Consider the following 13,845-nt stretch of genomic DNA (forward strand, 5'->3'; position numbering starts at 1 on the left):
TAGGGAGTGCTGATTGTCGTCACGATTTCCGTTTTGCCTTGGTCGGTTTGGCACCAGGAGCAGGCGCTGTGGACGCACCTGGCGGAATTTGCACATCTGCCTCGCGCTGCTCCGCCGCAATCCGGCCGTACACAAAATGCTGTTGCGCGAATGTCCAGCAGTTGTTGCTCACAAAATAGATCAGGATCGCGACCGGCACAAACGCACCGAAGGCAACCACTCCGACCGGAAACACCCACAACGCGAGTTTGTTCATGATCGCCGTTTGCGGGTTGACGGTCCCGGTGTCCACCTGCCTCGCGATGGATGCCCGCGACGTGAAGTGCGTCGCCACCGCGGCAAAGATCATCAGCGGAACTGCGACCAGAACTATGGACAGCCGGGTCACATCGCCAAACGCCTCCAATTGCGCGGCCGGACTCGAAATCATCGCCGACAGCGGCGCCCCGAACAGCTTCGCATCGAGAAACGACTGCACATCCGAGGCACTGAAAAAGTAGTTGGCAGTGTTCGCGTTGTCGGCGATGGACATGGGTTCGGTAGGGCTGAGGAACGGGACGTGGGTAGCCGCTCCCGTCCGATTGAACGACCGCAGAACGTGATACAAGCCGATGAAGACCGGTGCCTGAATGAGCATCGGCAAACATCCGAGCAGCGGGCTGTAGTCGTGTTCTTTCTGGAGCTTTGCCATCTCCGCGGCAAGCTTCTGATTGTCGCCGGCGTACTTCTTCTGCAATGCCTTGATCTGCGGTTGTAATTTCTGCATCACCAACTGCGTGCGGACCTGTTTGACAAACGGTTTGAAAAGAATCGCTCGGAGCGTGAAGACGAGAAACACCACGGACAGTGCCCAGACGACACCGCTGTCGGGTGCTCCCGAAACCAGGGAGAAAACCTTGTGCCAGAACCACAAGATTCCGGATACGGGGTAATAGATGAAATCAAGCATGATGAATGAACCTCACCAAGAGGCACGCTCGAGCAGAATGCGAGCGCGGGGAATGGTCGTGGGCTGAGCTTCGCTGACCGACCTACGACGGGTTTCTCACCCGCGCAGCGTCAGACTACAGACCGATTCCCGGAGCTCGGGGCTGTGGACGACCAGGGGCGTCCGGGCTGCTCTGCCTGCGGAAAGACCCACGCAGACAACGCTCGTCACGGGCCGGCCCACTCGACGAGCGCGCAAACAGTTGCAGAAGCTCGCTGCGGGGCGACGTCGCCAATGCGGCAACAACAAACACAGCAATCGCGGTTCCCAGAACCGCGGCACTGCCCGATGAACCGAGCGGTGGAGTAGCGAGCATCGCGATGAACGGCAGCAGAAGCAGCAACAACGATCGCGTCGCCGTTCCCTGCCTGTTCATGGATTCGAAGATACACGGTAGTTGGCGGTCAACCGACGAGTTCTGTGGCCGAATCGGAAAGCACGTGCGTCAATAACTGTCCGAACAGTTCGGCGTCGTCGATCAGCCAGTTGTGGTTGCCACGAACTTCGTGAACTCGAGGATCTACGAGGGCGGCACGAATCGCGTCGAAGCTTGCGCGTGGGATCACCTGATCGCCGACGCTCCACAGCATCGACACCGGCATCGCACGTTCTGCCATCGTTTCGAACAGTGCGATGAGATCGGCGTTCCTGGCCAGGTTCGCCGTGCGCCACAGCGAACCGGCATTGCGGACCGCATTGGGAACTACCTCGTCCAGAAGCAACTGCATAGGTCCACGGGCCGGGAAGGTCGCAATGGCTTCAGCTATCGCCGAGCCGCACCAATTCAACAGCGGTCGCTGACGGATCGGGTACTCGCGCCCGGACGAATGTGACCACGCACCACCACCGACCGAGTTCACCAACACCAGCTGGGAAACCAGGGTCGGGCGATCATGTGCCACCGCTGCCGCCACTCCACCACCGAACGAATGTCCCACAACGGTTACCGGACTGTTCACCCCGATCGCGTCGAGAATCGACCCACCCACTTCGCGTAGCCGTCAAAAGTGCGATCGCTCGGCTCGAGTTCTGCGCTGCCGCCGAGCCCGGGAAGTGTGGGCGCGATCACGCGAAAACCCCTATTGACCAGCGATGCAAGCGACGAGCGATACGCACGCGGCGACAAGCCCCACCCATGCAGAAAAACAACCAACTCGCCGTCCCCGCCTGCCGCGAAGTCCACGCTTCGCGAGTCGACCACGGCTGTGTCCCATTCGGTGGACGCATCGGGGTCGGCGGTGTTGACGGGCATGATCGGATCCGGTTTCTCGGTCGGAAAGTGCGGTTGGCACTCGGTCGACCTCGACACTGCCGTGCATCCGACGTTTGAGCGACGGCCGAACTACCTGGATCGGTACCTGGATTTGTACCTGCATTTCGGGCACTGCGGTGACGACCTGGCGTTTTGCAGTAGAAGCCCTCACGGCCGATCTATGGATCGCGCAGCGCCTTGCGATTCCTCTTCGTGTGCGTGAGAAACTGCCCACGCCGCGATCTGCGCCCGGGAATTGAATCCCAGTTTTGTCAGCACATGCTCCACGTGCCCCTGAGCGGTGCGCACCGAGATGAAGAGGCGCTCTGCGATAGCGCGGTTCGTGAGGCCCTGAGCCACGAGTTCCGCAACTTGCTGCTCGCGGCGTGTGAGTCGAATTGCCTCGCTCGACGATGCAGCCTGGGCACTGCGACGCTCGTCGAGTGCATACGCAACGGCTTCCATTTCGGACATCACAACCCCTCTGTGAAACTCCCTGTCGAAAGCACTCTCCCCCAGAGCCTTTCGAGCACTCTTCATCGCCTTGTCGCGGTGACCCGACAACCTCGAGAGTCCGGAGAGCGGCCGCCCGATCTTCTGCCAGTACATCGCCGCGGCGCCAAGCAGAACCGCTGCATGCTTCCAATCACGTTGCGCTGCAGCAGTCCAGGCCAACGATTCAACACGCCAAGCGGCGTTCATCGAAGAATTGTCAGTTCGTAGACTACGTCTCGAATAGTCAGTCGCGTGCGCGAAATCATTCCGAAGCCACGCCACGAGCCCGAGAAACCCAAATGCCTGGCGCCGTACGAACTCTAGCTGCGCAGGACGCCCTCCCTAGGCGGGATGTACAGCCTTCCAGTGCTCAGCAATATCGATCCGACGCGTGATCCACACCTTCTCATGTGACTGCACGTGGTCGAGGAATCGCTCGAGGGCCGCAGCCCGGGCGGGGCGGCCGACTATGCGGCAGTGCAATCCGACCGACAGCATTTTCGGTGCCCCGGCGGTCCCCTCGGAGTACAGCACGTCGAAGGCGTCACGCAGATGCGCAAAAAACTGATCTCCACTGGGAAATCCGGCCGGAGAGGCGAACCGCATGTCATTGGTGTCGAGTGTGTACGGAACCACCAGATGCTTCACCGACTCCTCGCCTCGAGGCACGTTGACCCAATACGGCAGGTCGTCGGCGTACGAATCCGAGTCGTAGACAAATCCGCCATGCTCTACAACCAGCTCACGGGTGTTCGGTGAATCGCGTCCGGTGTACCACCCGAGCGGGGCGGACCCCGTCAGATCCCGCAGGATGTCGACGGCTTCGGCCATATCCGCGCGCTCACGCTCGACGTCCGCCGACTGATATGACAACCACCGCAGTCCGTGGCACGCTATCTCGTGACCGAGTTCACCAAAAGCGCTGACCGCCTCAGGGTTACGCTGCATGGCACGCGCCACCGCAAAAATTGTCAGCGGGAGATTGCGTCGCTCGAAGATCCCGAGAACTCGCCACAATCCGGCGCGAGATCCGTACTCGTACAGCGATTCCATGCTCATGTGGCGGTTCGGAAATGCCTCTGCCGGAGTCATTTCCGACAGAAACGTCTCCGAAACGTCATCACCGTCGAGGACGTTACGCTCGCCGCCCTCTTCGTAGTTGAGCACGAACTGGACCGCAATCCGCGCGTCGCCTGGCCATTGCGGGTGGGGAGGATTCTTGCCGTACCCCACCATGTCACGCGGATAGTTGTTCATGGCAACAACTTTACCGTCATTGCCCGTCGAGCACAGCTCGAGCTGCCGGTGTCAGAGTTCCGAAAACACGCAGTCGAGCGAGCCCGCCGTCCGGGAAGACATCCAACCGTACATCGGTTACCGGGACGTCGCTCTCGATCAGGAAGCGATGACGCGTATCCGGCCGGAACGTGGTGCGCGGCAACAATTCGATCCATTCGCCGCTCGGCGTGCGTCCAGTTAGCGCGCCGGCGCCTGGAGCGTTGCCGAGGAAGTACGACGTGTCGATCTCGACAAAACTCAGCGAACCTTCGCCGGCGAGTTGCACTTGCACCCAATCGTTTCCGTCGTCGCGGCGACGCGCAGTCTCCCAGCCGTCACCCATCGATGCTGCTCGACCGGGGAACAGAATGTTCTGCGGCGAGCTGTAGAACATGTTGGAACAGTCGGTTACTCGTCCACCGTTCTCGAGCGCTGCAAGATCGAGCGGCCCGGCATCGAGGAACCGTGGGTCCGGGCGTGCTTCACCGTGCACACGGAAGCGGGCAACGCCGCCGTCCGGGTAGATGGTGAGCTTGACGTGGGTCCAGCGCTGATCCGAGCTCACGTCGAACGGATTCTCCGAGTCACCAGAGACTGCGGCGCGCTCGACAATCGTCTGCCACTGCGCCGAGAGCGCCAACTCTGCCGGATCCGGATACCCGTCGACACTGATCGCTTCCACCGAAATCTCGGGCGGGTAATTGCCCTTGAACCACGCAGTATCAACCACAACGCCGTGGACGACGCCCGGAACACCGAGTCGGACAATCGCTTCGTCGTGGCCGGCGACGCGACGTCGACGGGTTTCCCAACCGTCGTAGACCTGCCCTTTATGGCCGAATGTCGCGGGTTGGTATCCCGCCTTACCCGGTCGAATCAACGCTTCACGCTCGGCAAATGCTTCGTCATTCGCCCAGATCACAGCGCCGCCAAGCGTCCGCAACGCCAAGTCCGGATAAGCGGTGAAATCAGTGGTTGTCATAGATTCAGTTCACTCCTGTGTTGACAGTGGTTCGTCCCACCAAGCTTCGTAGCGAGGCTGTATCGGCAGAGGGCGCAAGAGCAAGAACGCCGGCCTCGGCAAAGGCACCCGCGTCCAGCCCGCGCAGGACAACGGCAGCCAATGCCTGCGCTGTTGCCGGCTCGTCCATCACACTCCCACCCTGACGATCGAGGTAGGCCTGAATTCGCGGCGCTGCGGCGGTCAAGGCTCCGCGGTAGAAGTTTGTCGTCGCGAGCCATCGCGTCACCAGATGCCCGGGATGCATGTCCCAGCCCTGGTAGTAGCCACGCTCGAGCGATCGCATGACAAGCCGATGATGCCGAGTGATGGCGTCGTGAATCATGTCCGGCGTTCCCACCGGGGCAATCTGCGTGGAACCGTCGCACACCCACACCCCGGTCTGAGCGGCGGCGGCGAGCATCACCGCCTTGGCATGATCTGCAACGGGATGCTCGAGCGATTGAAAGCGCGATGCGATTCCGCATGCGGCACTGTAATCGTAAGTACCGTAGTGCAATCCGGTCAGTCGACCCTCACTGCGATGAATAGCCGGCGCAACTGCGACGGTTCCGTCCGCAGCAATCACAGCCTGCGGACTTTCGATCTGCAGCTCGAATCGCAGGGATCCCGTCGCCAACCCGTGGGCCTTCTCCAACTCCTCGCACAACAGCACCGTCGCGGTAACCTGCTCTACCGCACGAAGTTTGGGAACGGTGAATACAAATCCAGCTGGCACTCCACCGGCGGCGTCCAGAACCAATTCGAGAGTGCGAATGGATCGCCGACGCTCACTCGCCGGCATTCCTTTGAACCTGATGCCGCACCAGCTCGGACCGTTCGGGTCCGCACTGATCGCTGCCAGGGTCCGACCTGCGTTCCGCGCGGCGGCATCCTCTTCCTGGTCCTCGCGTCGCCCGTATCCGTCTTCGAAATCGATCCGTAAGTCCTGGACGGGTGTGCGACCCAACAGAACACGGACATCGTCGAGTGCATTCTCGGTGTCGAGATCGGCAAAAACATCAACATGGGCATCAAGCAGTTCGATTGCCTGCTCACCCCACGACCGCGGAGTATCGACACCTGCGTCGGCAGCACTGACGTACACGGTGTGCACCGGTTGAATCTCGTCGCGGTTGCCGGGGTACTGGCTTGCGAGTCTCGAATCGACGGGGTCGAGCAACTGTGCCAATCTGTCGTGAACAGCTGTGGGAAGGCGAGGCTCGGTCATCGACCAATAGTCGCAGACTGTGGGTTAGCTCGCAGTTTCGTTCAGGTTACGTCGGCACGCTTGTCCGTAACATCAACGCCCGAATACGCAGGTCAGCACTGTGTGGTGTTCGACGTCACAAGCTTGATTCTCGATTACCCACACCCGATCTGTCGTGGATGGCTCGAATACCCGGCCAGAGCGCTACCGTCGAAGATGTGTCTCGATCTCCGCTCCCCGTCCGCGACGGCCTCAACCCCAGCCGCATCCGTCAACCCGACACGGGAACGTGGGAAACCACGCTCGACTATCTACTCGAGCGGTTCCCGCAGGACGCTGTGCGACTGCGGGAGAAAGTTGCCGCCCGCGAGGTTGTTGACGAGAAAGGCGTCGGAATCGACGAAAGTACCGCGTTTGCGCCTCGCCGCTTCGTCTATCTGTACCGCGACCCGCCCGTCGAAGCACGAGTTCCTTTCGAGATCGACATCCTGTACCGCGACGACAACATCCTCGTAGTCGACAAGCCTCATTTTCTGGCCAGCACTCCGCGCGGACGCTACATCGCGGAATCCGCGTTGGTTCGACTTCGCCGAGACCTCGACCTCCCCGAGCTCAGTCCGGCACACCGACTCGATCGCGTAACTGCCGGGCTGCTCCTCTTCACCGTGCACCAGCAGGCCAGGCGCGGCTACCAGACGATGTTCGCCGATCGCCTCGTCTCCAAGGAATACGAAGCAATCGCACGCTACGACGCCGACGTCGCGACGCCTACCGTCGTGCGAAGCCGCATCGTGAAGGAACGCGGAGTACTCAAAGCCCGCGAGATCGACGGCGATCCCAACAGCGAATCGCGTATCGAACTGATCGAAACTCACGGCGAGTTTGCGCGCTATCGACTGATTCCCCATACCGGCAAGACGCACCAACTCCGTCTGCACATGACATCGGTGGGACTACCCATCCACGGCGACAACTTCTACCCGGATTTTTACGACGTTGCTGCAGAAGACTATTCGAACCCACTCCGCCTGCTGTCCCGTGTGCTCGAGTTCGACGACCCCGTCAGCGGCGAAACCCGCCGATTCGAAAGCCGCCTGACGCTCGCATGGCCAACCTGAAAGCGCTCGCCCTTCCCTGCGCCATCGTTACCGACAAGGATGGACGCAGATACATCGCACCGCACAAGGAGATCAGATGAGCAAGACCGATGCAGTACCCGGAGCTGTCCAGGAAGTCGAGCGCAAGTACGAAGCACCTGCAGAGCAGGAAGTTCCGGCACTGGACAACCTGCCCGGGGTAGCCGGCGCACCGGTCCACGACTCGATCCAACTCTCCGCAACGTACTTCGACACCGCCGACTATCGGTTGCTCGCCGAGAAGATCACGCTGCGCAAACGTGAGGGTGGCGACGACGCCGGCTGGCATATGAAACTTCCTGGCGCCGGTGATGCCCGAACCGAAATCCAACTGCCGCCCGACGACGGAACTGTCGTACCCGAAGCATTGTCAACGCTGGTCCGAGCGATCATTCGTGGCAACGACCTGGTCCCCGTCGCCCTGATCATCACCGACCGCGAGCGCACCAGACTCAACGACGCCGACGGCACGCTTCTCGCCGAAGTTGTTTCGGACACCGTAATTGCCTGCAAAGCAGACGGATCCGGAGAGTCCACGTGGCAAGAAGTCGAGGTCGAGCAAGGAGCGGGCGGGCAACCACTGGCCGATGCCATCGAAACCCTGCTGTTCGGCGCAGGCCTCGAGCGCTCGGAAAGCCCGTCCAAGCTGAAACGTGCGCTTGGCACCTCCGTGACACCGCACTCCGCACCCGAAGCCACCACCACGAAGTCACCCACCCCTCGGATACTGCTGCGCAACTACCTGATCGAACAGATCCGCGCACTCACCGACGCGGATCTCGGAACCCGTAGGCGCAGCGAGGAAGCCATTCACGACTTTCGCGTCGCCGCGCGTCGGATTCGCAGTGCACTGCAGTCGTACGCCGGACAGTCACCGCGGACCGATGCACTTGTCGACGACCTACGGTGGTTGGGCGGCAAGTTCGGTGATGCCCGCGACGTCGAGGTGCAGTGGCAGCGACTAGTCGACCGCCTCGGCGAAATCGACATGCCCGAACAGGAAGCCGTACGGGCCCGGATCGACGAATACTTCTCTGCCCGAGCAGAAACCGCCCAGGGAATTGCACTCGACACACTGAATTCCGAACGTTATCTGACCTTGCTCGAGAACCTCGACGCGTACGTCGTCGATCTGGAATTCGACGCGATCGGTCGACGCACCGACAAGAAGATCTCCTCCAAGGAACTGGCGAACACCCTGCAGCATCTCTCGCACAAGGTCGGCAAACGAGTCGACAAAGTCGCCGAAGCGACGTCACGCGCGGACCGCGACGAGAAAATCCATCGAGCACGCAAGGGCGCCAAGCGAATGAAGTACGCGATCGAAGTGATGAAGCCGTCGAACAAGCATCGCGCCAAACGAGCGCTCAAGCATTTCAACCACTTCCAGGATGTTCTCGGCGAGCACCAGGATTCTGTTGTCGCCGGTCACCATCTGCTGGAAATGGCGTCGGAGCACGAGCACACCTCACTCACCAGTTTCAGCTTGGGAATGGTGTACCGACGCGAACTCGACATCGCCGACGAGCAAGCCGCACTACTCGAGAAGACATGGAAGGAAGCAGCAAAATCATCAGCAACGCTGTGGCGATGAGACATCATCGGAACAGTTGACGGATCTCGAACCACCTGAGGGAGTAAGCATGGACACACTTGCCGGACACCAGGACATCGTTGTCGGCGTCGACGGTTCCGAGGCATCGATCGGTGCCGCGAAATGGGCCGCGGCCGTTGCTCAGGTGGTCAATGCACGGCTGATCCTGGCACATGCACTGCCTCAGGAAGGCCCGATCTACAGCCCCGCCGCCGTGATGTTGCAGTCGCAGTTCCTCAATCAGATCCGCGAGGACGGCGAAGCAATCATCACGGCGGCGTCCAGCGCTGTGGCAGAGAAATTCCCTTCGCTGGATATCGAGTCCAACATCGCTCCGGGTCCTCCGACAACACATATCCTCGAATCGGCCGGCACAGCTCGGTTGATCGTCATGGGTTCCACCGGAGCCGGTGCGCTGCGCTCACGTCTACTCGGATCGACCGCCCTCAAGGTCGCCAACCATGCAACCTCCCCGGTTACCGTCTGGCGGGGAACCGTCGAAAACCCCGGGCCTGATCAGAGACCCGTCGTGGTCGGTATCGACGGAAGTCCGTTGAGCAAGAAGGCCGTCGAGCATGCCTTCTGGTTTGCCGACGAGTTCGAAGCACCCCTCATTGCGGTGCACACGTGGCAAGGTGCGTCGACCTTCCGTGAAGGTGGCGCCGGAATCCTCATCGACTGGGAAGCCGTCGAACAAGAGGAGTCCGCATTGTTGGCCGAAAACCTTGCCGGAATGGCCGAGCAGTACCCTGACGTGCCGGTCACTCGAATCAGCGAACCCGGCGCAGCGGCCCCGGTCATGCTGAAATACGCCGACGACGCCCAACTTCTGGTGGTCGGCAGCCACGGCCGAAGCGCAATGGCCGGCGCAGTAATGGGATCGACGAGCCAGAACCTGCTGCACCATGCGCCGTGCCCGGTGATGGTCGCTCGCGCCTGACTGCTGTGCGCCTTTGTCAACCGCCCGCGGTTAACAAAGGCGCACAGCTCAATCGAGCCCGGTACCCACCAACTGGCCGACGCCGTACGTCACGGCCATCGCCAGAGCGCCGCCGAGAACCACCCGCAAGATCGCTCGGGTCTTACGGGCGCCGCCGAGCGTCGCGCTGATCGTGCCGGTCAACGCCAGCGCGACAAGCACCGCGAAAAACGCTATGGGAACCCGGGTTCCCGTTGGCGGCAAGAGAATCGCGATCAACGGAATGGCTGCACCAATGGTGAAGGACACCGCCGACGAGATTGCTGCATGCCAGGGGTTCGTCAGGTCGTTCGGATCAATCTTCAACTCGACTTCGACGTGCGCCGCGAATGCGTCGTGTGCGGTGAGTTCCTCGGCTACCTTGGTGGCGGTCTCGGTGCTCAAACCCTTTGCCTCGTAGTTCGAGACAAGTTCCGCGAACTCCTGCTCGGGCATTTCCTGCAGTTCTCGTTTCTCTTTCTTCAGCAGCGCGCGCTCGGTGTCGCGTTGCGCGCTGACAGAGACGTATTCACCGAGAGCCATCGACACCGCTCCGGCGACCAAGCCCGCAAAGCCTGCGGTGAAGATCGCGGAACGTTCGGTTGTCGCGGCTGCGACACCGATCACCAATCCCGCAGTGGACACGATGCCGTCGTTTGCTCCGAGAACCCCGGCGCGAAGCCAGTTCAAACGGTTGTTGAGGCTGGGGATCTGCGGTTCGGATCCGTCACTCGGCACTTCTCCGGCCACCTGCACGCTATCGGACATAACACTGAGATTAGGGTTCCGCTCCCGTCTGCGATAGCAATCTGAGCCTGTCCTACCCGCGCCAACCAAGCACTTGCTAGGTTGAATGCGAAGACCATCAACCGCGGAACCCGGGAGACAACCATGAATGCAGTGCGCACCGTTTTGATCAGCGGCGGAACCGGCGGTATCGGCTCTGCAATCGCCCGCACACTCGCCGCCCGCGGACACGACGTCGCCTTCACCTATCGCAGTAATGCGGATGCCGCCGAACAGCTGTGCACAGAAATCCGATCACTCGGAGTCCGCGCACTTTCCTACCCGATGGATCTCGATAGCGAATCGTCCATTGCCGCGGCGGCGCGGTCCGCGATCGACGACCTCGGATCATTGACAACTCTTGTGCACGCAGCGGGACCACACGTTCCGATGACCCACCTGTCGCGAGTCTCCCCCACCACGTTCGCCGAGCAGTTGAATCAAGAAGCCGCAGCATTCTTTACCCTTGTACACACGGCCTTACCGGCGCTGCGCGCATCGTCGGGATCCGTCGTGGCAGTCACCACAGCAGCAACCGACCGCTTCCCGGTCCGCGACGGGCTCTCGGCTGGTACCAAAGGCGCTGTGGAACAACTGGTCCGCGGCTTTGCCGCCGAAGAAGGGCGCTACGGCGTTCGCTTCAACGCCGTCGGCCCCGGCATGCTGACCGACGGCATGGCCGAAAGACTCATCGCGTCAGCCGATCTCGATCCAGCCGCTCTCGACATCACCATGAGTCGAATTCCGCTGAAGCGATTCGGGTCCGCGACCGACATCGCCGAAGCCGTACATTTCCTCGCGAGCGATGCCGCCGGTTTCATCAGCGGCCAGAAACTCAACGTCGACGGCGGATACTCCGTCTGACGGACTACCCGCCCAACTTACGAAACACCAAGCGCACGGCAAGTTCCAAGTGCGCCATCACCTGATCGCTGGTCATCCGGCCGGCGACCCACGACACGAGAGAAGACATCCAGACGTCGTTGATGACCTTCACCGCATCCATCTGTTGCTCGGAAATCTCCTCGACACCGATCGACTTCGCGAACATCTCCGTCACGACGTCACCCAGTGCGTTGAGTTCCGGGGTCGCCGACGCGTCCGCAAACATGTACGCGCGAACCAGCGCCTCGTAACGAGGATGATCGGTCTCGAGGATTTCCGTGTTCTTCCTCAACACGAACAGAATTCGATCCGACGGAGTTTCCCCCGGGATTTCGTAGTCGTGGAACCTGTCGCGCAGACCCTCGAACATCCATACCAACGCCACGACCAGCATGTGATTCTTCGACGGGAAGTACCGATACACCGTCCCGATCGCCACGCCGGCCCGCTCGGCAACCGACCTCATCTGGACCGCATCGTACCCACCCTCGGACGCGGATTCCATTGCAGCGTCGACAATCCGATGGAAACGTGCTCTCTGCGACGGCGTCGTACGACGCCCGATCACCGAGCTTCGTTCCACCACAGACTGATCCAGCTTATCGCCACCTGCCATGCCCACAACCTTCTCCGACGCCGATTTCAGATTCCAATGTAGTCGCCTACCGGGGATCTCGACGCCCGACGGTAATCAGGAAGCGCGCCGGGGACGGGTGCCGCCGCGATACTGACGGTCGTCGTCGCCGTCACGTCGGACGGAACGTCGTCGATCGGGTTGACTGCTCCGGCGTGGTTCCGGCTGCGCCGGCCGCCTGCGTTCTTGCTGTGGGGATCGGCGCGCTTGCTCTCCGCGACGTTGCTGCTGCGGGCGTTCGCGCACTCGACCCTGCGGCGCCTTCTTCGGCTTCTTGGCTTCACCGAATCGAGGTTTGCCGAACACGAAGGGCACCCAGCCACGGCTTGCGCTTTCGAGCGACGCGACCGCCTCCGGCTCACGGAACGCAGCGTGCGCGATCAGCCCGAACATCAGCAGTGTCGTGATCATCGACGTACCGCCGGCCGAAATGAGCGGCAGCTGCAACCCGGTGACGGGAATGAGCCCGACCACGTACGCGATGTTGATGAAGGCCTGCATCACGATCAACGTCGTCGCAGTTGCCGTCATGACCTTGAGGAAGGGATCTGTGGACCGCTTGGCGATCCTCAGCCCGACAACGAGGACAGCAGCAAAGAGCGCCACCACGATGAGCGCACCGATCAGGCCGAGTTCTTCCCCGATAACCGCGAAGATGAAGTCGTTGTGTGCCTGCGGAAGATAACTCCACTTCGCGTCGGACTGCCCGAGTCCACGACCGAAGATACCGCCGTTCGCCAACGCATATTTTGCCTGAGTGCTCTGAAAATTCAGTCCCTGCGGATCCAGGTCCGGATTGAGATAGGCCTTGATTCGATCCGAGCGGTAGCCGGCAGTAAGCGCTAGGACAAGGAACGCCACCCCGGACCCCACGGTCAACATGACAAACGTTCGCAACCGGAACAGCCCGAACCACAGCACCGACATGAAGATGATGCCGATGGTGATCGTGGTGCCGAGGTCCTTCTCCAACACGACAAGAATCAGGACGAGAAGCGTCGTGCCACCGATGACCGGCAGAGCCCGGTTGACGTCGATACGTGCGTTGAGGAACGACGCCACCGTCGCTGCCGACCAAATTGCAAGGGCCAGCTTCGCAAGTTCCGACGGCTGGAATGAAATTCCAGCGACAACAAACCAGCTACGCGCACCCATTTGCTCCGAACCGATTCCCGGAATAAGGACCAGCACAAGCAGTATCAGGCAGAAGATCAGAAGCCAGGGCGAATATTTGCGCATCAGCTCGGTCGGAACTCGCACGACGGCCACAAACAGGACCAGACCGATGGCGGCAAACATGCACTGCGGCCAGAACCGCGCGTACGACGTACCGGACAGGACATACGATTCGACGCTCGACGACGACAGCACCATCAGCAAACCGAAAGCCACGATCAGGACGACCAAGCCGACGATCATGTGGAAGTCGGACAACGGCCGACTGGTCCACGTCGTGGCGCGGGCGCGGAACTTCATCGACTCGCGGCCAGCTTTATCCGAGGAGCTGCGCGAGTTAGCTGATTCGCTGCTCCCACGACGCTTCCCTTTGCCATCGCTCCGATCGGTCACCACACCAGTATCGTCCCACGACTTCTAACTCGTGGGTAACACTGGTCTCACAGGCCACAC

The 13,845-nt window shown here is 61.1% G+C and carries 15 protein-coding genes; 4 read left to right on the top strand and 11 right to left on the bottom strand.

Translation table 11 applies throughout. The features are described from left to right. Nucleotides 1–19: 19 nt before the first annotated feature. From yidC to FEZ60_RS06555, 8 genes are all read right to left on the bottom strand, one after another. The gene (gene yidC / locus FEZ60_RS06520; protein WP_172935755.1) at nucleotides 20–949 is read right to left on the bottom strand and encodes a membrane protein insertase YidC; all 930 of its coding nucleotides are present in this window, start codon (nucleotides 947–949) and stop codon (nucleotides 20–22) included. Between the two features lie 115 nt (nucleotides 950–1,064). Next, a complete protein-coding gene (locus FEZ60_RS06525) occupies nucleotides 1,065–1,364 on the bottom strand; it encodes a DUF6412 domain-containing protein (RefSeq protein ID WP_033234006.1) in 300 nt (99 codons plus the stop codon). A gap of 28 nt (nucleotides 1,365–1,392) precedes the next feature. Further along, nucleotides 1,393–1,977 carry an alpha/beta fold hydrolase gene (locus FEZ60_RS32855; protein ID WP_172935756.1) on the bottom strand — a complete coding sequence of 195 codons (585 nt, stop codon included), beginning with the start codon at nucleotides 1,975–1,977 and terminating at the stop codon, nucleotides 1,393–1,395. Next, nucleotides 1,944–2,240 carry an alpha/beta fold hydrolase gene (locus FEZ60_RS32860; RefSeq protein ID WP_172935757.1) on the bottom strand — a complete coding sequence of 99 codons (297 nt, stop codon included), beginning with the start codon at nucleotides 2,238–2,240 and terminating at the stop codon, nucleotides 1,944–1,946. Before FEZ60_RS32860 ends, FEZ60_RS32855 begins: the two co-directional genes overlap by 34 nt. Nucleotides 2,241–2,408: 168 nt before the next feature. Then, nucleotides 2,409–2,942: a LuxR family transcriptional regulator gene (locus FEZ60_RS06540; RefSeq protein ID WP_202025767.1), complete on the bottom strand. Its 534-nt coding sequence runs from the start codon at nucleotides 2,940–2,942 to the stop codon at nucleotides 2,409–2,411. Nucleotides 2,943–3,077: 135 nt separating this feature from the next. Then, a complete protein-coding gene (puuE, locus tag FEZ60_RS06545) occupies nucleotides 3,078–3,992 on the bottom strand; it encodes an allantoinase PuuE (RefSeq protein WP_172935759.1) in 915 nt (304 codons plus the stop codon). Between the two features lie 16 nt (nucleotides 3,993–4,008). Beyond that, the gene (gene alc, locus FEZ60_RS06550; protein WP_141486460.1) at nucleotides 4,009–4,995 is read right to left on the bottom strand and encodes an allantoicase; all 987 of its coding nucleotides are present in this window, start codon (nucleotides 4,993–4,995) and stop codon (nucleotides 4,009–4,011) included. Between the two features lie 4 nt (nucleotides 4,996–4,999). Next, nucleotides 5,000–6,244: an aldolase/citrate lyase family protein gene (locus FEZ60_RS06555; RefSeq protein WP_172935760.1), complete on the bottom strand. Its 1,245-nt coding sequence runs from the start codon at nucleotides 6,242–6,244 to the stop codon at nucleotides 5,000–5,002. A gap of 197 nt (nucleotides 6,245–6,441) precedes the next feature. Here FEZ60_RS06555 and FEZ60_RS06560 point away from each other — a divergent pair, with 197 nt between their 5' ends. The 3 genes from FEZ60_RS06560 (at nucleotide 6,442) to FEZ60_RS06570 (ending at nucleotide 9,893) form a co-directional block, all read left to right on the top strand. Then, complete coding sequence (locus tag FEZ60_RS06560) at nucleotides 6,442–7,341, top strand: pseudouridine synthase (protein ID WP_172935761.1); 900 nt, start codon at nucleotides 6,442–6,444, stop codon at nucleotides 7,339–7,341. A gap of 76 nt (nucleotides 7,342–7,417) precedes the next feature. Beyond that, a complete protein-coding gene (locus FEZ60_RS06565; RefSeq protein WP_172935762.1) occupies nucleotides 7,418–8,953 on the top strand; it encodes a CYTH and CHAD domain-containing protein in 1,536 nt (511 codons plus the stop codon). A gap of 49 nt (nucleotides 8,954–9,002) precedes the next feature. After that, nucleotides 9,003–9,893 (top strand): universal stress protein, encoded by an 891-nt coding sequence (locus tag FEZ60_RS06570; protein ID WP_172935763.1) that lies wholly within the window; start codon nucleotides 9,003–9,005, stop codon nucleotides 9,891–9,893. A gap of 48 nt (nucleotides 9,894–9,941) precedes the next feature. On the opposite strand, the gene FEZ60_RS06575 is transcribed toward FEZ60_RS06570, so the two are convergent. Next, nucleotides 9,942–10,679, bottom strand: coding sequence for a VIT family protein (locus tag FEZ60_RS06575; RefSeq protein ID WP_172935764.1), 738 nt, complete (start codon nucleotides 10,677–10,679; stop codon nucleotides 9,942–9,944). A 123-nt stretch (nucleotides 10,680–10,802) separates the two neighbouring features. Here FEZ60_RS06575 and FEZ60_RS06580 point away from each other — a divergent pair, with 123 nt between their 5' ends. Beyond that, nucleotides 10,803–11,561: an SDR family oxidoreductase gene (locus tag FEZ60_RS06580; RefSeq protein ID WP_033233997.1), complete on the top strand. Its 759-nt coding sequence runs from the start codon at nucleotides 10,803–10,805 to the stop codon at nucleotides 11,559–11,561. A 4-nt stretch (nucleotides 11,562–11,565) separates the two neighbouring features. Here the strand turns inward: FEZ60_RS06580 and FEZ60_RS06585 are convergent, their stop codons facing one another. Together FEZ60_RS06585 and ftsW are read right to left on the bottom strand one after the other, a co-directional pair. After that, the gene (locus FEZ60_RS06585; RefSeq protein WP_033233996.1) at nucleotides 11,566–12,198 is read right to left on the bottom strand and encodes a TetR family transcriptional regulator; all 633 of its coding nucleotides are present in this window, start codon (nucleotides 12,196–12,198) and stop codon (nucleotides 11,566–11,568) included. Between the two features lie 75 nt (nucleotides 12,199–12,273). Further along, nucleotides 12,274–13,785, bottom strand: coding sequence for a putative lipid II flippase FtsW (gene ftsW, locus FEZ60_RS06590; protein WP_230590114.1), 1,512 nt, complete (start codon nucleotides 13,783–13,785; stop codon nucleotides 12,274–12,276). Between the last annotated feature and the right edge of the window lie 60 nt (nucleotides 13,786–13,845).

This window comes from Rhodococcus sp. MS16 (genome assembly GCF_013277795.1).
GTDB classification, from domain to species: domain Bacteria; phylum Actinomycetota; class Actinomycetes; order Mycobacteriales; family Mycobacteriaceae; genus Rhodococcus_F; species Rhodococcus_F globerula.